At 53.3% G+C, this 20,785-nt stretch carries 15 protein-coding genes and 1 pseudogene; 9 read left to right on the top strand and 7 right to left on the bottom strand.

Translation table 11 applies throughout. The annotated features are described in order from the left end of the window. Positions 1 to 527: 527 nt before the first annotated feature. The 3 genes from K1V27_RS19780 to K1V27_RS19790 all read left to right on the top strand — a co-directional run bounded on the left by K1V27_RS19780 (position 528) and on the right by K1V27_RS19790 (position 6,473). On the top strand, positions 528 to 2,855 hold the full coding sequence (locus K1V27_RS19780) for a C25 family cysteine peptidase (RefSeq protein WP_258931788.1): 2,328 nt from the start codon (positions 528 to 530) through the stop codon (positions 2,853 to 2,855). A gap of 181 nt (positions 2,856 to 3,036) precedes the next feature. Continuing rightward, entirely contained in the window at positions 3,037 to 5,145 is a 2,109-nt protein-coding gene (locus tag K1V27_RS19785) for a S8 family serine peptidase (protein ID WP_258931789.1), read from the top strand. Between the two features lie 143 nt (positions 5,146 to 5,288). Then, positions 5,289 to 6,473, top strand: coding sequence for a cation:proton antiporter (locus tag K1V27_RS19790; protein ID WP_258931790.1), 1,185 nt, complete (start codon positions 5,289 to 5,291; stop codon positions 6,471 to 6,473). Positions 6,474 to 6,593: 120 nt separating this feature from the next. Here K1V27_RS19790 and polX read toward each other — a convergent pair whose 3' ends face one another. From polX to tnpA, 7 genes and pseudogenes are all read right to left on the bottom strand, one after another. Then, a complete protein-coding gene (gene polX / locus K1V27_RS19795; protein WP_258931791.1) occupies positions 6,594 to 8,324 on the bottom strand; it encodes a DNA polymerase/3'-5' exonuclease PolX in 1,731 nt (576 codons plus the stop codon). Positions 8,325 to 8,514: 190 nt separating this feature from the next. Next, complete coding sequence (locus tag K1V27_RS19800; RefSeq protein ID WP_258931792.1) at positions 8,515 to 9,057, bottom strand: REP-associated tyrosine transposase; 543 nt, start codon at positions 9,055 to 9,057, stop codon at positions 8,515 to 8,517. A gap of 51 nt (positions 9,058 to 9,108) precedes the next feature. Further along, positions 9,109 to 9,357 (bottom strand): hypothetical protein, encoded by a 249-nt coding sequence (locus tag K1V27_RS19805; RefSeq protein WP_258931793.1) that lies wholly within the window; start codon positions 9,355 to 9,357, stop codon positions 9,109 to 9,111. 213 nt (positions 9,358 to 9,570) lie between these two features. Next, positions 9,571 to 10,050 carry a ParB/RepB/Spo0J family partition protein gene (locus K1V27_RS19810; protein WP_258931794.1) on the bottom strand — a complete coding sequence of 160 codons (480 nt, stop codon included), beginning with the start codon at positions 10,048 to 10,050 and terminating at the stop codon, positions 9,571 to 9,573. A 24-nt stretch (positions 10,051 to 10,074) separates the two neighbouring features. Further along, positions 10,075 to 10,335: a hypothetical protein gene (locus K1V27_RS19815; protein WP_258931795.1), complete on the bottom strand. Its 261-nt coding sequence runs from the start codon at positions 10,333 to 10,335 to the stop codon at positions 10,075 to 10,077. A gap of 57 nt (positions 10,336 to 10,392) precedes the next feature. Next, complete coding sequence (locus K1V27_RS19820; protein WP_435051685.1) at positions 10,393 to 10,533, bottom strand: hypothetical protein; 141 nt, start codon at positions 10,531 to 10,533, stop codon at positions 10,393 to 10,395. A gap of 62 nt (positions 10,534 to 10,595) precedes the next feature. Then, positions 10,596 to 10,793 (bottom strand): annotated as a pseudogene (gene tnpA, locus K1V27_RS23200) (IS200/IS605 family transposase); the annotation flags it as partial. Positions 10,794 to 11,011: 218 nt separating this feature from the next. On the opposite strand from tnpA, the gene K1V27_RS19830 reads away from it, so the two are divergent. The 6 genes from K1V27_RS19830 to K1V27_RS19855 all read left to right on the top strand — a co-directional run bounded on the left by K1V27_RS19830 (position 11,012) and on the right by K1V27_RS19855 (position 20,783). Then, a complete protein-coding gene (locus K1V27_RS19830; protein WP_258931796.1) occupies positions 11,012 to 12,148 on the top strand; it encodes a cysteine desulfurase family protein in 1,137 nt (378 codons plus the stop codon). A 79-nt stretch (positions 12,149 to 12,227) separates the two neighbouring features. Then, complete coding sequence (locus K1V27_RS19835; RefSeq protein ID WP_258931797.1) at positions 12,228 to 13,292, top strand: MBL fold metallo-hydrolase; 1,065 nt, start codon at positions 12,228 to 12,230, stop codon at positions 13,290 to 13,292. 553 nt (positions 13,293 to 13,845) lie between these two features. Then, entirely contained in the window at positions 13,846 to 16,908 is a 3,063-nt protein-coding gene (gene fdnG / locus K1V27_RS19840; protein WP_258931798.1) for a formate dehydrogenase-N subunit alpha, read from the top strand. A gap of 3 nt (positions 16,909 to 16,911) precedes the next feature. Next, positions 16,912 to 17,646: a 4Fe-4S dicluster domain-containing protein gene (locus K1V27_RS19845; protein WP_258931799.1), complete on the top strand. Its 735-nt coding sequence runs from the start codon at positions 16,912 to 16,914 to the stop codon at positions 17,644 to 17,646. Between the two features lie 122 nt (positions 17,647 to 17,768). Beyond that, complete coding sequence (locus K1V27_RS19850) at positions 17,769 to 18,671, top strand: formate dehydrogenase accessory protein FdhE (protein WP_258931800.1); 903 nt, start codon at positions 17,769 to 17,771, stop codon at positions 18,669 to 18,671. A gap of 192 nt (positions 18,672 to 18,863) precedes the next feature. Next, positions 18,864 to 20,783, top strand: coding sequence for a bifunctional acetyl-CoA hydrolase/transferase family protein/GNAT family N-acetyltransferase (locus K1V27_RS19855; protein ID WP_258931801.1), 1,920 nt, complete (start codon positions 18,864 to 18,866; stop codon positions 20,781 to 20,783). Positions 20,784 to 20,785 lie beyond the last annotated feature (2 nt).

Consider the following 20,785-nt stretch of genomic DNA (forward strand, 5'->3'; position numbering starts at 1 on the left):
CTTCAGAGGTAACATGGCTGGCGCAGTTCATAATTACCCATTCATCACCGGCACAACTGCGGAATGTAAGTTTGGGGGTATCGGTGCCGAACAGCCATTGAATACCTATGCACTCGTTGTATGTGCCTTCGGCACTGCAAGTTCGTGCCACGGCTCATGTCATGCGATGGTGTAGTTAGGCGGCCCATCGCGTTGTATTCTTGGGGGAATGCTATTTCCGATTGACTCCGTGCCCCAAATTTCCATATAATAAGTGACAATTTCTTCCTGCACCTCTTCCACTGATGCTGCCTATCTCGGTTTTACTGAGTTCAAGCTATTGGCCGTATATCCTTACTCAATTGCGAAAACGCCATACGAGTAAATTTGTTTTTGAATAAAAGGGTAGCATCTCCAAAGGTTTGTCGATGTCCTTTATCGGCCTTTTGTGTTTTGCATGCCCAACAAAAAAATGAACTGCTGTCATGGGGGGCGGCCCTACTGACAAAAAAGCCAGAAAATGGGAACGAATTTTGAGGAGGTCGAAGATGAAGGACTTTTGCAGACGACTTATTTACCTCATCTCGCTTTTTCTAACGTTCATACCGATGCTGTCTGAAGGGAAGATGAGTTTTCAGGTCTATAATTTTGAGGCTCCGACTTCTGAAGCTCGAATGCATGAGGATGCATCTCATAAGATCTCCATCGAGGGCTATTTTTCATACGCCGTACCGGGCTATCCCGATCTTCCGAGCAAGCTCTATTGGATAGCAGTACCTCCGGATGTGGACGAACAAACCAAAGAGGTTGAATATATCGTCAAAAGAAAAACCCCTCTTGGGCAATACAACATTAACAAGATGCCTCCTTTGTTGCCTCGAATGGACAACAAGATCTCGCATGGCGAGGCTGCGGAGGTCTTCGAACAGGACAAGTTCTTTCCGGAGAACCCAGTTGAGAATTTAGGGTTTTCCCGAATGCGCAAATGGAGACTAGTCAGAATAAGGTACACCCCTTTTCAATACAATCCAGTGACTAGACATGTGAACGCCATTCCTGAGGTAGGGGTGACAGTGAAATATCTGAGGAAAGGAATGGAAACGGTGTCACAGGCCGAACTTACCGATAATGTCATGGACAGCAGAGCCAAAGAAATGATCATGAATTTTTCTGAAAGTCTGGATTGGTACAAAGCCGCTGAGGAAACCGCCACGGCATCGTCAATTTATAATTATATCATCATCACCACCAGCACCATAAAGTACACCTACAGTTGGTACCTGAGTGGAGATCTGGTAGGACATTTAAAAAATAAGGGGTACAAACCTCTTGTTGTCACTGAGTTCGAGTTTGGAGGTCTGGTTGGTCAATATCCTAACGGAACCGCTGAAAAGATCAGGAAGTGGTTGCAGGATCACTACCTGAGCTATGGTATTGAATATGTTCTATTGATAGGCAACCCCGATCCCGATGACCCGGAAATAGCGGATGATACTGTTGGAAACATCCCCATGAAAACGTGTCTGGGCCGCGGAAGTGACTATTTTTATGCGGACTTGACAGGGAACTGGGACCTTGACGGCGATGGGGTCTTTGCCGAATACGAGGATGATAGCGGTCCCGGGGGAGTTGATTTCGTCAACGAGGTCTATGTTGGGAGAATTCCGTTCTACTCCAGTTCGGATGACCTGGTCTCCGTTCTGACGAAAATCGTGAATTACGGTAATGAGACGAACATATTCTGGCGAAGAAACGCACTCCTACCTATGCCTTTTCAGGACCCGACGACGGATAAGGCCTATTTTGGTGAGGCCATGGTCTCCGGATATCTAGCAGGCGCGGGTTTTTTGCACTGGAAAATGTACCAACAGGGAACTGCCTATGCTGAAGCCAATTCCATATTTGCAAGTGACGAAGAGTTAAGAGGTGGGAAAACCAAAGACAGATGGAGTGCGAATAAATATGGCGCCGTCTGGTGGGCGGGCCATGGAAACCCGACCGAGACTTGGATTGGGTGGGGAGACCACTGGGATGGAACGGTTATGACCAGCTCCGATGTCGCTTCCTTGAACGACAGTTACCCTTCCTTTGTCTTTCAGTCTTCCTGCCGGAACGGTGAACCGGAAATTTCCAACAATTTGGGGAAATCTCTACTCTATCATGGAGCCATTGCAACACTCAGTACCAACAGAACCAGCTGGTACGCAGGTGGCAACTGGGGTACATGGCTTAAATACTACTGCGATGATTCAAGCATTGGGTATTACTACGGTGAGGAGTTGATAAAATCAAATAAAACGGCAGGAAAGGCCCTTTTCGATGTGAAAAGCGACATGGGAGTCAACCAGAACGGCGATTGGAAATGGGACAGTTGGAAAAATCTATTCGGTTATAATCTTTATGGCGACCCCTCCGTATCTATTCTTGAAAACGGCATAGGACCAGCCGTCGACAATAATTTTTTGCAGTGGTTCACCATCGGAGATGTAACCGCTGTTTGGTTTATCCAGTTCGCTACATACTATTACGATGGTGATGCCGCCCAGAGTGGGGACATCACCCATGGCGAGTCAGTCTCGATATTCTCCAAGGTCACTGGCCCTGCAACATTGACATTTTACTGGAAGGTCTCCTCGGAAGAAAATTATGACTTTCTTGAGTTCAAAATAGACGGGTTTACCAGGGACAAAATAAGCGGGGAAACGGGCTGGGAGAAAGAAACATACACCATCCCAGCGGGACTTCACGGTATAAGCTGGACCTATGAAAAGGATTGGTCGGTTTCTTCCGGCTCCGATTGCGGCTGGCTCGATAAGGTGGTTGTACAGGAATCCTCCGTCAATCCCGGTGTGTTTCTGTTGCTCCTTGGCGATTGAAAGCATTTCACAACATAAAATGCAGGCGGCACATGCGCATCGCTGCTTGATATGAGCCGAAGAACCAGGTGAGCACCTTAGCCAAGAAGCTCCCTGTTGGCGAACGCAAAAACAGAGGCATCAGCAAGGACGTAATAATTATACCTGTCCGTTTTCAGAGAGATCAAGAAAGGAGGGCACCATGACAAAGAGGAGTAGAAGGCCTATTTCATGTCTGTTTGTAATGGTCGCTGCGGCTTTTTTTGTTGCTCCGGCATTCGCTACTCCCTGGACCCCTGCAGAATGGAAAGAACACGGCAAACTCCACAACTGGGTGCGGGACACCAACCACAACTTCGTGGACGACCTCATCGAGACGCAATCCGGCCAAATGAAGGTGATCGTCGATTTAAATCAATGTATCGGCGATCCGAGCACAAGTCAGATCATTCAGTTCCTTCGCACATACGGAGACATCACCCATGTGGGCAAATACCTCAGCTTTGTGATAGTGGCTGGGATTGATCGGGGGGAAGCCGTAACAATTGCGGCTCGCCCCGAGGTGGCCATGGTGGAGCTGGCCGGCGCCGACAAGTGGCTGGCAGACAATTATCGGGCGACCAAGGTTCAAAACAGTGCCTTTTACGGCACCAGTACTCTTGAAGGGATGTTTGGGTGGCCTGCGACACTCAACGGCAGTGGGGTGGGTATCGCCTTCCTTGATACCGGCGTTGACAATTCTTTTGCGACCGCTCATGGATACAACGGCCTCACCAACACCGAAGAAAACCCGGCGCCGGATCCCGTCGTTGACCACGCAACCTGGATGGCGTCATGGGTTTTTGGCCCAGGTTCTTTGGCCCCTTCCGCCAGCCTGATCGACATTAAAGTGGGCGACCAGAATGGCGTCGATGAAACGGCGCTTCTCAGGGCACTCGAAAAAATCTACGAAAAGAAAACCGACTGGAACATCAACGTGATCACACTGATGTTTTCCGGCAGTGCTCAATTGGATGGCAGAGAAGCTCGACAGCAAATGTTGGATCTTCTGTCCGGGGTCGGCGTGTTGGTGGTGGCCGGCTGCGGCGAAAACAGCGCCGATGTCGCCGTGACCGGTCCAGGCGCTGCAACGCGGGCAATCGGCGTCAGCACCGCAGACATTCATAATACAGTCAACAGGGCGGATGACACCGCTACTTTTGTCAAAGGTCCCCGGGCAAATGACGGAGACATTGATCAGTTGGACGATCTTAAACCGGAAGTGATCATGCCCAGCGGCGAGAGCGGTACGGCAATTTCCAACTCCATTGCGACCGCCATGACCGCCGGACTAGTCGGCCTTGTGCTGGACTATAACCCGCAGATGGCAGACTTTGCCAATAAAGCTTCCGGCAGCGTCAAAGATCTTTTGATCCGTAGCGCCGAAAATAAAGGCAGTGCCGACACGACCGTGGCTTATCCCAAGGCCGCACCTACTTGGGATCAATACTGGGGGTTTGGCGAGATCGATGCATTTGCAGCTTTCACAAACATCTCTCCTTCTGCTCAGCAGGGACGTACCGATCTCACATTCAGAGGTTTTGACGACACGGCCCATCCGAGCAGTCCATGGTATTATTCACATGCCGTGGAAACGCAAAGCGAACGTAACGGAGATAACATCACCACCGGAGTTCCCAACAAGATTTTCGCGCGCATTCTAAACGATGGACCACAGGATGCCGAGAGGGTGAGAATCAGCTTTGGCTTTTATCCTTTTACAGCGGGCATACCTAAATTCTATGACATCGGCAGCCAGATAATAAACATCGTAAAAAACACCGTGCAGGAAGTCTCAATGGACTGGGTTCCTCCAGATCTTCCCGATGAGGAGACGCATGGCTGCATCCTGGTGACAATTGACTACGGTTACGATATCCGTTTCTCAGGTGGCTCGAATTTTGCCCAAAAAAACATCCGAGTTCACGACACAGCTTCTCCTGCGGTTTTCACTTTCCGGGTAGAGAACACATTTCCTACAAAAGCTGAAATTAGGCTTGAGGTTCGCAATGCAAATCAGGACTGGAGCCTGACGCTGAGCGAGAACAAATTCTTCATGGAGGACTATGAATGCGCTCGAGCCATTCAGGCAACGGCAACACCTCTTGTTCCTATGGAGCCGGGCAGAGAGGCCCTGTTTTTTGTCACTGCTTACACCAGGCCATGGGCCACTGAAGTGTGGCATGAAACCGGAGGCGTGGCTCTAAAGGCACGGGTCGGCAAGAAACCTGCCAATCAGGTGCCCCCAACGTTTCTGCTGCTTGACAAGTAGGTGAGGTGATAAGAAATAGCTTTTTGATACCATAAGAAGCGGAACTCCTGACTGCCCACCACCCTGCTCCCTTGAATTGAGAATGCAGATACCTATAGTGAGGTACAGGGGCGCATTGATGAATTCAGTCCTCGAGGGTGAATATGGAAACAGTAGATGGATGGAAGCTCTTGGTGCTCGGCGCGATGCTCATGGGTGGTTTTCTGGCGCATCTGAGCGGCCCGCTGATTCATGTGCCACGAGTGACTCTGTTGCTGCTCCTGGGTGTGATATTTGGTCCCGGCGGCTTTGCTCTGGTGCCTTCCCAAGTGACTGACTGGTTTCCATTCGTCGCACATCTCGCACTCGCGATCATCGGTTTTCTCTTGGGCGAGGAGTTCCGGTGGCAGGATATCAAGGAAAAGGGTCAGCAGGTGTTGGGGATCTCTTTGGGTGAGACGATAGCGGCGGCGCTGTTGGTCTTTGCGGCCGTCTATCTTCTGCGCGGAGACCCGGCGTTGGCTCTCATCTTTGCGGGAATCGCCCCGGCCTCAGCACCGGCCGCCATTTTCGAAACCGTTCGTGAGGTCCGGGCCAAAGGCAAACTCACCGATACCTTGCTGGGCGTGGTAGCCGTCGACGATGCCTGGGGGGTCATCGCGTTCAGCTTACTGCTGGTGGCCGCCACGGCCGTCGGGGGAGCGGGTGCTGCTACCGGCCAGCTGTTCACCGGATTGTGGGAAGTGTTCGGAGCATTGCTGCTTGGCGTTGCGATGGGATTGCCCATGGCATGGATCAGCGGTCGGATTCGCGGGGGGGAGCTCACCCTGATCGAGGCTTCGGGGTTGGTTATCCTTCAAACCGGCATCGCTGTCATGATCGGCGTCTCCTACCTGCTTGCAGCAATAGTGCTCGGCGTCGTGGTCGTCAACCTGTCGAAGAGAAAACAGTGTTTCAAGGAAATCGAACACCTCCGCGAGCCCCTGCTGGCGATCTTTTTCATCCTTGCGGGGCTGAAATTTGATATTAGACAACTCCCCAAAATTGGACTGATCGGCGGAGTCTACGTACTGGCCCGTGCTGCAGGACTTGTGTTCGGCGGATGGGTCGCGGGCGTGTTGTGCGGAGCCGAGCAGTCTGTCAGGCGTCGGATCGGCTGGTGCCTCATGCCTCAGGCGGGCGTGGCACTGGGCTTCGCGCTGCTGGTTCAGCAACGCCTTCCAGAATACGGCGATCTTGTTCTCACCATCGTGATCGCCAGTACCGCGCTGTTTGAAATCACAGGTCCTCTGTTCGCCAGGCTTCAGCTCCATCGGGCAGGCGAGAGCTCGGTTGGCAGGGAGAGCTAAAACGAGTAACCGCAGTCGACTCATCGCCGTTCTGCAAGTTTTCTCCCACAAACAACCCGTAATCGATTTCGTACTGTTTTCCGACAGGATCCTTAACAGTTTAAAATTCATCCCTTCACCTCAGTTGTCCCGACGGAATAGTTTTCTCAGTTCCGTCCAACTCTTAGTGTTCAAAACATCTTCTGCTTCCAGCCATCCGCGGCGCGCCTGATAGACACCAAAACGCATATCCTGCAAATCGTCGACGCCGTGGGCGTCGGTTGAAATCGCAATCTTGACTCCCATCTCTTTCGCCATTTTGCAGTAGATGTCATTGAGATCCAGCCGATCCGGCTGGGCATTGAGCTCCATAAAGCAGCCGCGCTCCCTTGCCGCATCCATCAGCCGTTCCATGTCCACTGCGCAGGGTCTGCGTTCATTGATCAATCTGCCGGTCGGATGAGCCAGGATGTTGAAATACCGATTGTCCATGGCCCTGATGATCCGCTCTGTCTGTTTTCCGCGCGGGAGGTTGTGTTTATCGTGCACCGCACACACGGTCAAATCCAGCTCCTTTAGGATACTGTCGGGCAAGTCCAGGGAGCCATCCTCTAAGATATCCACCTCGATGGCTTTAAGGAGCAAAAAATCCTCAAAGTCTTCGTTGAGAGCATCTATCTTCTCGATCTGCTCAGCCAATCGTTTGGCATCCAACCCTTTGGCGACAGTCAAATGCTTTGAATGATTAGAAACGGCCAGGTATTTGTAACCCACCTTCTGCGCTGCTTCCGCCATCTCCTCCAGACTGTAACGCCCGTCCGTTTCCTTGGTGTGCGAGTGCAGATCTCCCAGTATCTGATCGAGTGTGATCAACTGAGGCAGTCGGCCCATTTTGGCCGCCTCGATTTCCCCTCTGTCTTCGCGCATCTCCGGTTCTATGTAGGGGAGATCGACTTTTTCATAGACTTCTTCTTCGGTCTTGCCGGCAATCCGCTTGTCTCGATTGTCGAATACACCGTATTCGTTGATTTTAAGATTTTTCTTCTGACCCATTTTGCGAACTGCGATGTTGTGAGCTTTGGAGCCTGTAAAATAGTGCAGCGCTGCACCGTAGCTCACCGCCGCAACGGCGCGTAAATCCACCTGCAGACCGGACCTCAGGATGACGGTGGAACGCGTTTTGCCTTGCGATACGACCTGTTCGACATCGTCGTATTCCACGAAACGGGTCATCACTTTTTCTTGGGAGCCCTGCCGGCAGGTAACCAGGATATCCAGATCCCCAACGGTCTCTTTCCTGCGCCGATAGCTGCCCGCCACCATAATCTTTTTTGTCGCGTTAGACGCATCAAGATACTCCGTCAGGGATTTCGCCACTTCTTCCACGACAGCCAGCTTCGTTCTCTGTTCACTCGTTCTTTGTTCAAGCCCCTGCAGAATTTGTTTCTCCGTCTTTTCACCGAATCCATGAAGATCCCGAATTTTTCGCTTTTCGGCGGCCCCGCGGAGTTCGACCAAGTTGGTGACATGCAGTTCTTTGAAAAGCGTCTGTGCTCTTTTGGGGCCCAACCCGGGTATCCTGAGAAGTTCGTCCAGTTCCGGCGCCGACTGCTTCATCAACTCCTGCAATAAAGGCAGAGTCCCGGTTTCGACGATCGTCTCTATTTTGCCGGCCAGGTCTTCACCGATGCCCGGCAGATCCGTCAGGGATTTATTCTGTTCCAGCATATCCCGCACGCTTCGAGAAAGACTGGATATTTGCCTTGCAGCGTTTCGATAGGCCCGCACCCGGAACGGATTGGCCCCCTGGATCTCCAGAAGATCCGCCACCTTGGCAAAGATCTTGGCGATATCAGCGTTGTGCACCGGCATGATTTTCCCCCGGTTTCTGGTGCTGCGACCTTACAGCGCCGCGCAAGCCAAACTCCGCTACTGAAAACCAATTCAAGAACGTCCTTTTCGCCCCCACAGACTCGGTAGCACCGTAGGTTGGGTTGAGCGCAGCGAAACCCAACACCCCCACCGCCACAGCAGCGCCCGGAACGAATGCGAATGCTCACACCTATTCTCGCCCCACCGCGGCATCAAATTCCATGGGCTCATGCGCGCCCCAATCGAGATCATACACCCCGCGCCGCACGTATCTGTGAAAACTGGAATATTTCCAATCCCTGGGCGCCTTCGCCAACCCATGCTTGACCGGGTTGTAATGGATGTATTCCACGTGGCGCAAAAAATCCTGTTCGTCCCGCATGAGATGCTCCCAAAATCGGCGCTGCCAGACGGCCTGCTCCTTTTTCTGCAACCTCGACGGTGTTGTTGGCGGTCTGCATTGGTTCCCGCAGCGGCGGCTGAAATAACTCTTGATCAAGCGCCACCGCTTGGAAAAATCCATGTCATTCTCGGGCAACGTCCAGATACAGTGCAGGTGATCCGGCAGCACCACCGCGGCATCCATGCGGAACGGATGACGGCCCATGACCTCTTTGAGCGCCCGCCTCAGCAATTCAATGTTCTCAGGATGGGAGAATAGATTTGCCCGCCCGTGAGTCACGAGGGTAAAAAAATACGTCCCTCCCTCTATTTTGGCTCTGCGGTATTGCATCCGTTTGCTGATTTCGTAACAGTCTTGTTTTTTTGTTGGGTTTCGCTGCGCTCAACCCAACCTACATGGCTGGAACGAGAATTCCTCTGGTCGGGCGTTGGCTCGTGCGTGCTCGATGGTCATGCTCACCAGGTTTCCCTGCCCGTCGAGATCTATGGGTCTGTCGAAAAAAGCATTGTGAAAGGTTTCGCCATCTTCCAGCAATATGACCCGAAGGAATTTGGTTTCTTCTTTGATCCACCCCCACTTCCGAATTCTCCCGTCGGATTGAATCTCGGTCTTCCGTGGGGACTGGATCACACGCGCTATCCACTCCTTTTGTATTGGAGCCCGGTCTGGCCTCTTCCGCATGTATTTGAAGTACGCGGTCGTTTTCACCTTGGATTCCCGACATGCAGAGCTGGGGTAAAGCGAGCGTCACAGATGAGCCATTCCTTTGACGAACGTCCGGTTGCAGCGGCTGCAAACCGTTGACGGGTTCTTTCCAACGAAGAGGAGCCGAGAGCGATCCCCTTAGGCCGAGTGTTTGGCTCGACGATCCTTCTTGTTGTTGGAACGGCCAATCTTCCCGGGGCCTTTCAGTTTGCCGTTCCAATATTCCACGTATGCCACATATCCTTTTTCGTCGATCAAGAATCTCATCTGCCGGTGAGCACTCAGCTTGTACGCTCGGATGCTATTTATCCCCATCCTGCGAGCCTTTTCCACTCTGTGGTGGCCATCGATCAGATTGTATCGTCCAGGGCATATCTCTGCCAATATTACCGGTCTTGAAATGTCGACTGATTCCACATGAGACTCGTTTATGGATGAAAAAGCTTGGGAGAAATCGCTCACACTTACTTCTTCAACAGCAAAGCTCTCAGGGTTCCTTTGAATGTACTCGATCATTTTTGTGATGTTAAATACGAAAATGCCGTTTGGATACAGCTGATCTCCGGCATCAACACGGCATGGGGTGAAATCATCATCTATTTTCAATGGCTTTTTCAAAACGTGTTCCTCTACCTGATTCTTTCAGCATCGAAGCCCGGCCAGTCGCTCCGCAACGGCCGCCATACGGTCGTGCCTGCCAACCTCGAAGCCATACTCGCGGGTCAACCGCGCGTAGTCGGTATCCTCGAGGGGAAAATCCGAGGAGCGGCTCCCGTCAGTGACAAGGGCTTCCGGAAAGCCGATGTCATGCAAGATCCGCTCGACCTGCTGCCGATGATTAATGATCTTGTCCTGCGGTGCGATTTCCACTCGTCCTTCGCCAACAGCACGACGGATACTCACTGCGGTCACTCATCTAGGGTTTCCCCTCATGAAAGCGGTTTCCTTCTGTCAATATGGTCAAGGCATGCGCAAGCGTCTGGCCTTCTGCGTCAAGATGGTTATCCGCCATACCTGGACATGGCTGTAAACCATAGCGGTCCTGCCGTCTTGGTGGCCCAAGAGCTCTTGAACAGTGCGGATGTCGTAACCGAACTCCAGGCGGTGCGTTGTAAACGAATGGCAGCGTGTGTGGGCCTATGGGCTTGGGTTGGAGGGTTCATCACCAGCAGATGCACGTGGTCGGGCTCTACATTGAGCTCAATCACTTCACTGCCCAACCGGCCGAAAAACACTTGAATGCACTCGTAGACCTCGCGCACCACTGGACCAGTGAACACTCGCAAACGATACTTTGGAACCTACACGATCCGGTATTGACAATGCCAGACAATATGCGATGTTTTCCTAAACCTGCTCACCCGCTACTCCTTCATTTTGAATTGTGGGGACAATCCAAATGGAGGTGTAGCAGCAGGTTTATTTCAGGCCAAGCCAAACAACTCTGACCCCGCCCACAGGACGGGGATTTTCAAATTCAATTAAAGAACTCGAAAAGAAGCTTTATCTCAACTACAATACCGCCGTCATGATCTATCTGCAGAGTCTGTAATCAACCTGCCACCGAACGGAGAGAATCATGAAGCCGATCTACTTGGACTACAATGCGACCACCCCCATCGATCCGCGGGTCGCAGAGGCGATGCTGCCTTTTATTCATGAACATTTCGGCAATCCCTCCAGTGCCCATGTCTATGGGGTCACCGCCAGGAAGGCGGTCGAGAAAGCCCGCGGGCAAATCGCGGCCATGCTGCATGCGGAAAGCGAACAGATCATTTTCACCAGCGGCGGCTCGGAATCCAACAATTACGCCATAAAAGGAGCGGCCTGGGCGCGTCGACACAGGGGAAATCATATCATCACTTCGGCCGTAGAACATCCCGCCGTACTGGAAGTCTGCCGCTATCTGGAAGGAAGAGGATTTGTCGTCACTTATCTGCCGGTGGATGGACATGGGCTTGTCGATCCACAGCAGGTCGAGCAGGCGGTGACCGAGCAAACCATCTTGATCACCATCATGCATGCCAACAACGAGGTGGGAACCATCGAGCCCATTGAAGAGATCGCCGGAATTGCCCGCCGTCATGGGATCCTCATGCATACCGACGCGGCCCAAGCGATCGGCAAAATCCCTGTACGGGTGGATGACCTGGGGGTGGATCTGCTCTCCATCGCAGGTCATAAGTTGTATGCACCCAAAGGGGTCGGAGTGCTTTACGTGCGCACGGGCGTCGACCTGGAAAAGCTGATTCATGGAGCGAATCATGAAATGAACCGGCGCGCGGGAACGGAAAACGTAATCGAAATAGTCGGCCTCGGGGAAGCGTGCGCGATGATTCATGAACATCTCGACACCTACCGGGGACACATGCGGACAATGCGTGACCGCTTGGAACTAGGTCTGCTGGAAGCCTTTCCCCGACTGCGCATCAATGGGCACCCGACCAAGCGATTGCCCAACACCGCCAATGTGAGTTTCAGGGGAGTGCAAGCCAATAGGTTGCTTTCCCAATTGGAGAGTGTGGCTGCTTCAGCGGGAGCCGCCTGCCACAGTGACCATGTAGCACTATCCAGTGTATTGGAAGCCATGCGTGTGCCGCTGGAATATGCCATGGGAACCGTTCGGTTCTCGGTAGGCCGCTTCACCACGACGCAGGAAATAGACGGAGCCATACAGGAGATTGTCCGAGGAGTGACGCCGCTCTCGCCCCAATAAATGACTGTGTGTGCCTGCGCGCCTCTTTTCAAGTGATTATCATGGTGCCTGACAATCCACTGAGAAAGGAGCAACCGCCATGCATGCTCTGACCAGCGCACAGGTGCTCAAATGTCTGCTCCTGCTATTCACATTTGCCTGGATCATGTTGCTCGGGTGCACGGCACAGGTTTCAACATCGCGCAAGCCCCATCACACCGGTGACGGATTCACGAACGTGCACCTCACCGAGCAATCGCGCTTCGTGGATTTTTTGCGGTGGCGCTGGGATCGTCTCTGGAAGCAGATTCCGCCGCCCGAAAGCTATCATTTTCCGCCGGCGCAGAACAATCCACACTTTTTGCGCTCAAACCGTCAACAAACAACTCTCACATGGATCGGCCATGCCACCTTGCTCTTGCAGTTGGGAGGGCGAAACATCCTGACCGATCCGCACTTTTCAAAGAGGGCTTCGCCCGTTCAGTGGGCCGGCCCGAAACGCGTAGTCGAACCGGGGCTCACTCTCGCCCAGTTGCCTCCCATAGACATCGTCATCATTTCTCATGACCATTACGACGCCCTCGACAAAAACAGTGTCAAAAAGCTCTACCAACGCGATTCCGGCGATAAAATCACTTTTTTCGTGCCGTTGGGACTCAAGCAGTGGTTCCAACGCTGCGGGATTGATCGGGTCGTTGAATTGGATTGGTGGCAGCAGCATCGCGACGGCAACCTGGAAATCACCGCCGTACCTGTCCAGCATTGGAGTAAGAGGAACGTGTTGGCACGTAACAAGAGCTTGTGGGCAGGTTGGGTGATATGTTCGGACGACTACCGCTTTTTCTTCGCAGGGGATTCGGGATACACCCCGCATTTCAAAGAAATCGGCCAAAAGCTTGGCCCTTTTGACTTGGCGGCAATCCCCATTGGAGCGTATGAGCCGAGGTGGTTCATGAAGCACCATCACATGAACCCGCAAGAGGCGGTCATGGTGCATCAGGACATCGCATCCAGGAAATCCGTAGCTATCCATTGGGGCACTTTCATCCTGACGGACGAACCCCTGGACGAACCCCCGGTAAAGCTCCGCCAGGCCATGGACAAGGCCGGCCTTGCGCCCGGGGAGTTTCAGCTTTTACAGCATGGTGAAACAATCATTGACTGACACCGCCCCCTCACCCATTTCGTCCCACCGAGGGGCCTTGCCCATACCCATTGGTCTGCCGGCGGAGATCGCCAGGAAAGACACGACCGTCCCGTGCAAAGATCCAAGTGCGTGGATGCATGATCACCTCGCACAAAAGCGAACGTGTGAAATCCTTCGGGTGCCAACGAGGATCGATCCAGGGAGAAACAATTTTCAGATGAAGCTTCTTTTGTGTCGTTTGTTGACAAAGGACGATGCCATAGAGTAGATTGCATATGGCACCGCAGTGGGCAGTTCTGCAAAATTGAGTGTGAGCTCTGGCACATACTCGTAACCATGTAAAGGTGCGTATAAGTAATGCCGATCCAGGATGTTACCGACCGAACAACCTGCTCGACCACCTCGCCATCGGACTCCGTACGTAGTTCCGTTGACTTCAAAAAACCCGCAAGATTTCTCACTTAAGGAGGTGATAGCCGCCGCAAAGACAGACTGACAAGGCCTAAAGAGAGCGCAGGTCTCTTGCTGCAGACAGGCGCGAACCCAATTAGTGGACAAGGAGGGAAATCATATGAAGTTGACACGAAGGGATTTCCTTAAGATCTCCGGTGCGGCAACCGCTGGGCTGGCCTTGAGCGGGATGGGGTTTGACCTCAGACCCGTGCACGCCTTCAGCATGGAATTGCGCACCAAAGACGCTAAGGAATCACCTACAATTTGTTGTTACTGTGCCGTCGGGTGTGGAATTATCTGCCATACCAGCACACAGACCGGACAAGTGGTCTACACCGAAGGGGACGCCGACCATCCCATCAACGGTGGATCGCTGTGCGCCAAAGGCGCCGCGGCATATCAGATTGCCCAGAATGACCGGCGGATAACCAAGGTACTGTACCGGGCTCCCAACGCCTCCGAGTGGGAAGAGAAGAGTTGGGACTGGACCCTCAAAGAAATTGCCAAGCGCGTCAAAAAGAGCCGCGATGCGAGCTTTACGGCCAAGAATGAGAAGGGGCTTGTGGTCAATCGTTGCGACGGCATTGTTTCGGTTGGCAGCGCGGCGCTGGATAATGAAGAATGCTGGACTTACCAGGCCATGCTGCGTGCCCTGGGGCTGGTGTACATCGAACATCAGGCCCGTATCTGACACAGCGCCACTGTTGCGGCTCTGGCAGAGTCGTTCGGACGTGGCGCAATGACCAATCACTGGATCGATATCGCCAACAGTGATTGTATTTTGATCATGGGCAGCAATGCCGCGGAAAACCACCCTATATCGTTTCGCTGGGTGACCAAGGCGCAGCTGGCGGGAACCCCGGTAATCCATGTGGACCCCCGGTTCACCCGCACATCAGCTAAAGCCGACATCTATGCACCGATTCGATCCGGCACCGATATTGCCTTCCTGGGCGGAATGATCAAATACATTATCGACAATAACAAGTATTTCAAAGAATATATTGCCAACTACACCAACGGCGCGTTCATCGTCGGGGACAAATTCAGTTTCAAAGATGGTCTGTTTTCTGGATACGACGCGGAAAAACGCAAATACGATCAATCCACCTGGGCTTTCAAGATGGAAGCAAACGGCATGCCTGCAGTGGACAAAACTCTGGAGGATCCGCGCTGTGTATTCCAGCTGTTGAAAACGCACTATGCAAGATACGACCTGGACACAGTCTCCAGCATTACCGGCACGCCCAAGGACGATTTGCTCAAAGTCTATGAAACCTATGCGGCAACCGGCGTCCCAGACAAAGCCGGCACCATCATGTACGCCATGGGTTGGACCCAGCACACGGTTGGGGTGCAGAATATTCGCTGCATGGCCATCATTCAGCTGCTCCTTGGCAACATGGGAGCCGCCGGCGGTGGTGTCAACGCGCTGCGCGGCGAATCAAACGTTCAGGGTTCGACCGACCATGGTTTGCTGTTCCACATTCTGCCCGGCTACCTGCCGACGCCCGCGGCGTCACTGCAGACCCTGGCCGAGTACAACAAGAAATATACCCCCACCAGCAACGATCCTCTGAGCGCCAATTGGTGGCAGAATCGGCCCAAGTATGTTGCAAGCCTGCTGAAGTCAATGTATGGCGACGCCGCCACACCGGAAAACGAATTCTGCTACAGCTGGCTGCCCAAGGTTGAAGACGGCAAGACCTATTCGTGGCTGGATCTGTTCGATTCCATGTACCAGAAGCAATTCTCAGGCTTCTTGTGCTGGGGCCAGAATCCCGCCTGCAGCGGCGCCAACGCGGACAAGAACCGTGACGCCATGGCAAATCTAGACTGGATGGTAGTCGTCAACTTGTTTGAAAACGAAACCGCATCATTCTGGAAGGGCCCCGGGGTAGATCCCAAGCAGATCAAAACTGAGGTCTTTTTCCTGCCCTGCGCGGCTTATATGGAAAAGGAAGGGTCGATCACCAACAGCGGCCGCTGGGGTCAGTGGCGCTATAAGGCTCAGGAACCCCCTGGGGAGGCTCTTCCCGACGGCGACATCATCATTGAGCTGTTTAACGAAATCCGGGCTCTCTATAAGGAGGATAAAGAGGCTACGTTCCCGGATCCTGTTCTCAATCTCAAGTGGGATTACATAAGCAACGGGAAATTCGACGCCCATTCGGTGGCTAAGGCAATCAACGGGTACTTCACCAAAGACGTCACCATTCAGGATAAACAGTACAAGAAGGGTGACCTGGTGCCCTCCTTTGCCCTGCTCCAGGATGATGGCTCCACTTCGAGCGGAAACTGGCTCTACTGCCAGAGCTATACCGCAGATGGAAACAACATGGCTCGCCGCGAGAAGGACGACCCGACCGGTCTCGGCCTCTATTCCAAGTGGTCGTGGTGCTGGCCGGTCAACCGCAGGATCATTTATAACCGCGCTTCGGTGGATCTCAAGGGCAACCCCTGGAATCCCAAAAAGCCGGTCATTCAATGGGTGGTTGAAGACGGCAAGGGAAAATGGACGGGTGATGTGCCCGACGGCGGATGGCCGCCTCTGCAGAACGCGGATGGAACAGCCAATGACAAGAGCAAACTGCCCTTCATCATGAAGCCGGCCGGAGTTGCTTCCATATTTGGGAACGGGGCCAAGGACGGTCCTTTTCCGGAACATTATGAGCCATTGGAATGCCCGGTGGAAAAGAATCCTTTGAGTGCACAGCTGACCAACCCGGTGGCGGCGGTCTACGGCACCGCGAGAGACATCATCAAGACGTGCGATCCGCGTTTCCCCTTTGTGGGCACCACCTACCGGGTGACCGAACATTGGCAGACCGGAGTTTTGACTCGTTGGCTGCCATGGCTGCTGGAAGCGGAGCCTCAACTGTTTGTGGAAATGAGTGAACAGCTGGCCAGGATGAAAGGTATCAACAACGGCGACATGGCTATCGTCGAATCACCGCGCGGTAAACTCGAAGCCGTAGCCATCGTCACCAAACGCTTACAGCCATTCACCGTACTGGGCCAGGAAGTCCATCTGGTCGGCCTGCCGTGGCATTACGGCTGGACATGGCCGCCCGATGGGGGCGATAGTGCGAACCTGCTGACCCCGGCTGTGGGGGATCCCAATACCCGCATCCCGGAAACCAAGGCGTTTATGGTCAATGTAAGCAAGAAGGAGGTGTAAGCCATGGCAGGGAAAAGTTTCTTTATCGATACCACGCGTTGTACGGCCTGCCGCGGTTGCCAGATTGCTTGCAAGAACTGGAACCAGAACGGGGCCAGCATGACCAAGAACACGGGCAGTCATCAAAACCCCCCGGACCTTGACGCCCAGACCTATAAACTGGTGCGCTTCTCGGAAAGCGTGGACAAGAACGGCAAACTGGCCTGGTATTTTTTTGCCGACCAGTGCCGCCATTGCATTGAACCCCCCTGTAAGGATGCCATAGAAGCTTATGTGGAGGGGGCCGTCATCCATGATGAAAAAACCGGAGCCGTGGTCTATACCGACAAGACACGCGAAGCAAATTTCGATGAAGTCAAGGATTCGTGCCCCTATAACATTCCTCGACTGAGCGAAGATGGGCGCATCGTCAAATGCACCATGTGCTTTGATCGAGTGAGTGCCGGGCTGCTTCCGGCCTGTGTCAAGGTGTGCCCCACGGGCGCCATGAATTTTGGCGACCGCGAGGAAATCATGGCTATGGCTAACAAGCGCCTGGAAGTGGTGAAAGCCAAGTTCCCCAACGCGCAGTTGCTGGATGCGGATGAAATTCGCACCATTTACCTGGTGGTCGACGATCCCAAAGCGTATCACGATTTTGCCATCGCCAGTGCGGCTTCGGGAATCGGTCGAAAGCTTGCCATGCGACGCATGACCAAACCGGCGAGCCGCGCACTTCGTGCCATGTTGCCAGGATAGGCCGGCAGCGGCAAGTTGGGATGGTGTGGTGTTATCACGCCGCTGACCCATTAGCATGTGCTTAAACCGAAAGGAGGGAAGCTGATCGATTCGGCTTCCCTCCTTTAGTGAGGAAGGTTTCTTTGAAAAGGCCGTTGGATAAAGAAAAGGATAAGATCAAACAGGCCATCAGTTCGGCCAAGTCTGCAAAACCTGCGTACAGCAGCCTGTATCCGCTATTGGAAGCGCTTTTCCTGGCGCAACTCGAAGTCAAGCAGAACCTCGCACTGGATCCGCCCTCCATCGCTCCCGAACGGGTTCAAACCAGGTGGAGCGAAGGATTTCCCCTGTTGAAGCGATGGGAGTTTCCCATTGACACGGATGCAGCGGAAAAAATATTGACTGCTCTGGAAGAAAATATTCCAGCGGACAATCTCCCGCTGCGCGATGCCGGCCGCGCTTTGCGTGATGCCCTGACCCGACTGCCCCAAAACAGGGAGGAAATCTGGAAAAGTTTTCTGGAGCATGAATGGGAGCCGTGGGAAGAATGGGTGGACACTACTGAAAAGGACGTCGCTTCGATCATTTTTTGCGCGCGCAGCAGCCTGCGACCTTCTCTGGAAGTAGCGGCACAGGACTTGACAGACAGGTTCCCAGTGCCCGCAAGTTGGCTCAAGGGGTATTGCCCGGTGTGCGGATCGCTGCCTTCGCTGCTCTCCCTGCAAGGCGAGGGTGAACGTCGTGCCTATTGTTCCTGGTGTGCTACTCAATGGGGGCTCTACAGAATACAGTGCCCAAGCTGCGAGAACCGGCATCACGAATCCCTCGGCTACTTGTACACCGAGAACGAACCCCAATATCATGTGCATTATTGCAGACTCTGCAAGACGTACTTCAAGCAGATCGATGTGCGAGAAATGATCGATCCGGTCTATTTTCCATTGGAGGAGTGGACCACCCTTCATCTGGATTTGCTGGCGCAGAGAGCCGGGTGGCAACAGCCCGCCTCCCCTTCGCCCATTGTATATGGAGAAGCGCAGAGTTAGAAGAAAAAGCCTGGGATCCCGCAGGGGCGGAGAAAATATAGGTGCATCGCATAGTCGATTGCCATCTGTGGAATTCTGTTTTATAAGTGCAGGTACCCGTGAAACATGTTCACTGGCTTCAGCCAAGGCAGCCGGGTAATACACCCGAGCGTCCACCCGTTTTGTTAGCAAAATCCAGGGACAGTTGTTTGTATGTATTTTGGGGATGGATGGAAATCCTATTATTGCGAACGCTTGATTCAGGCGGATACGGTACTCGACTCAATAGTTCGTGATGGAAATCGCATCTTCATTGGTTCCGGTTGCGGCGAACCGCAACACCTGGTGCGATCCCTCCTGCCCCTGCTCGCACGGCGGCGCGATCTGGAATTGGTGCAAAACCATTCCATAGGCGCCATTCCAGAAGACTGGTCGGATCTTGCCACCCACTGTAGTCTGCGCACCTTCTTTGTCGGACCCAAATCCAGGAAGGCGGTCAATTTCGGATTGGCAGATTATGTGCCGATCTACTTCTCGTCGATTCCCAGACTTTTTCGTGAGGAAGGGTCCCTTGGAATCGACGTGGCTCTGGTGCAGGTTTCGCCTCCCGACGGCCATGGGTTTTGTTCCCTCGGCATCGCCGTGGACATCACCAAGGCCGGAGCCGAAACGGCCAGGCAGGTAGTGGCTCAGGTCAACCCCAAAATGCCGCGTACGCTGGGAGACAGCTTTCTCCATGTCACCAGCATCCAGCATTTTGTCGAATACGAGGAACCGCTGCTGGAGATTGTCTTTCGCGAACGCAGTGCGGTCGCCGAACGCATCGCCCGCTACGTGTCCAGCTTGGTGGAAGATGGCTCGACCATTCAAGTGGGAATGGGTCGAATCGCCAATTCAGTGCTGCACTACCTGGAGGATAAGAAGGATCTGGGAGTGCATGCAGAGATCATAACCGATTCCCACCTTTCCCTGGTGCGTAAAGGTGTCATCAACGGTTCCAGGAAGAACTTTCACCAGGGCAAGATCATCACCAGCACCTGCCTTGGAAGCAGAGAGCTGTACGATTTTGTTCACAACAATCCGGAGGTGGAGCTTTATCCCATCGACTATGTCAACGACAGCCGAATTATCAGCCGAAACGATCAAATGGTCACCATCAATTCCGCCCTGGAAATCGACTTCACCGGCCAGGTGTGTGCCGACTCGATCGGCCATAAAGTCTACAGCGGTATCGGCGGCTATGTTGACTTCATGCACGGCGCGTCGCACGCGCAACGCGGCAGAACCATCATCGCCCTGCCGTCGACCAGTCCGGACGGGAAAAAATCCCGCATTGTCAGCCACTTGACCAACGGGGCCGGGGTTGTCAGCCCGCGCAGCACGGTACAATACGTGGTGACCGAATTCGGTATCGCCTACCTGCACGGCAAGACCATTCGGGAGCGGGCCCTTGCGCTTATCAACATAGCTCACCCCAAATTTCGCGAGCGCCTTTTGGAGGAAGCCAAACGACTGCGCTACGTTTACCAGGACCAGATCCTTGCGCCCATCTTTGAACCTCTTTATCCGGGCCAATGGGAAACCTATCAGATATTTCCGGGTGGCGGGCAGGTATTTTTTCGCCCCGTCAAACCCACCGATGAACGCGCTCTGCAGGAATTTTTTTATTCCCTGCCGGACCAGGACATCTACTACCGCTTCTTGTCCGCCATGACGGTGTTCCCGCATCGCAACACGCAAAGTATGGTCAACATCGATTATGAGCACGAGATGGCCATTGTGGGCGTTACCGGTGAAATCGGCAATGAAACCATAGTGGCACTGGGCCGCTATATTCTGGACCAAAAAAGCAATATGGCCGAGGTGGATTTTGCCGTGCGGGCCGACTGGCAGAGGGGCGGTATCGGCACGTTTTTGTTGCACTATCTTTGTCAGATAGCCAAGAGTAAAGGCATCAGCGGTTTCACGGCTTATGTGCTGGCGGCTAATCGCAGAATGCTGGGAATTTTTCATAAGGTCGGCTATGTTGTGCACAGCCATTTCGAAGACGGCATCTACGAGATCTCGTTTCGCTTTGACGAACCGGCCCAGGCGTGTGTCACCGATGAATGCAGTGTGGAGAATAGTCAATAGTT

Source organism: Desulfoferrobacter suflitae, assembly GCF_022603395.1.
In the GTDB taxonomy this organism is placed as follows: Bacteria; Desulfobacterota; Syntrophobacteria; order Syntrophobacterales; family Syntrophobacteraceae; genus Desulfoferrobacter; species Desulfoferrobacter suflitae.

Coding starts and splice junctions, on each gene's coding strand:
- K1V27_RS19780 (WP_258931788.1), top strand. CDS start 528: ATGAAGGACTTTTGCAGACGACTTATTTACCTCATCTCGCTTTTTCTA.
- K1V27_RS19830 (WP_258931796.1), top strand. CDS start 11,012: ATGAAGCCGATCTACTTGGACTACAATGCGACCACCCCCATCGATCCG.
- K1V27_RS19790 (WP_258931790.1), top strand. CDS start 5,289: ATGGAAACAGTAGATGGATGGAAGCTCTTGGTGCTCGGCGCGATGCTC.
- K1V27_RS19845 (WP_258931799.1), top strand. CDS start 16,912: ATGGCAGGGAAAAGTTTCTTTATCGATACCACGCGTTGTACGGCCTGC.
- polX (WP_258931791.1), bottom strand. CDS start 8,324: ATGCCGGTGCACAACGCTGATATCGCCAAGATCTTTGCCAAGGTGGCG.
- K1V27_RS19835 (WP_258931797.1), top strand. CDS start 12,228: ATGCATGCTCTGACCAGCGCACAGGTGCTCAAATGTCTGCTCCTGCTA.
- K1V27_RS19800 (WP_258931792.1), bottom strand. CDS start 9,057: ATGCAATACCGCAGAGCCAAAATAGAGGGAGGGACGTATTTTTTTACC.
- K1V27_RS19785 (WP_258931789.1), top strand. CDS start 3,037: ATGACAAAGAGGAGTAGAAGGCCTATTTCATGTCTGTTTGTAATGGTC.
- K1V27_RS19855 (WP_258931801.1), top strand. CDS start 18,864: ATGTATTTTGGGGATGGATGGAAATCCTATTATTGCGAACGCTTGATT.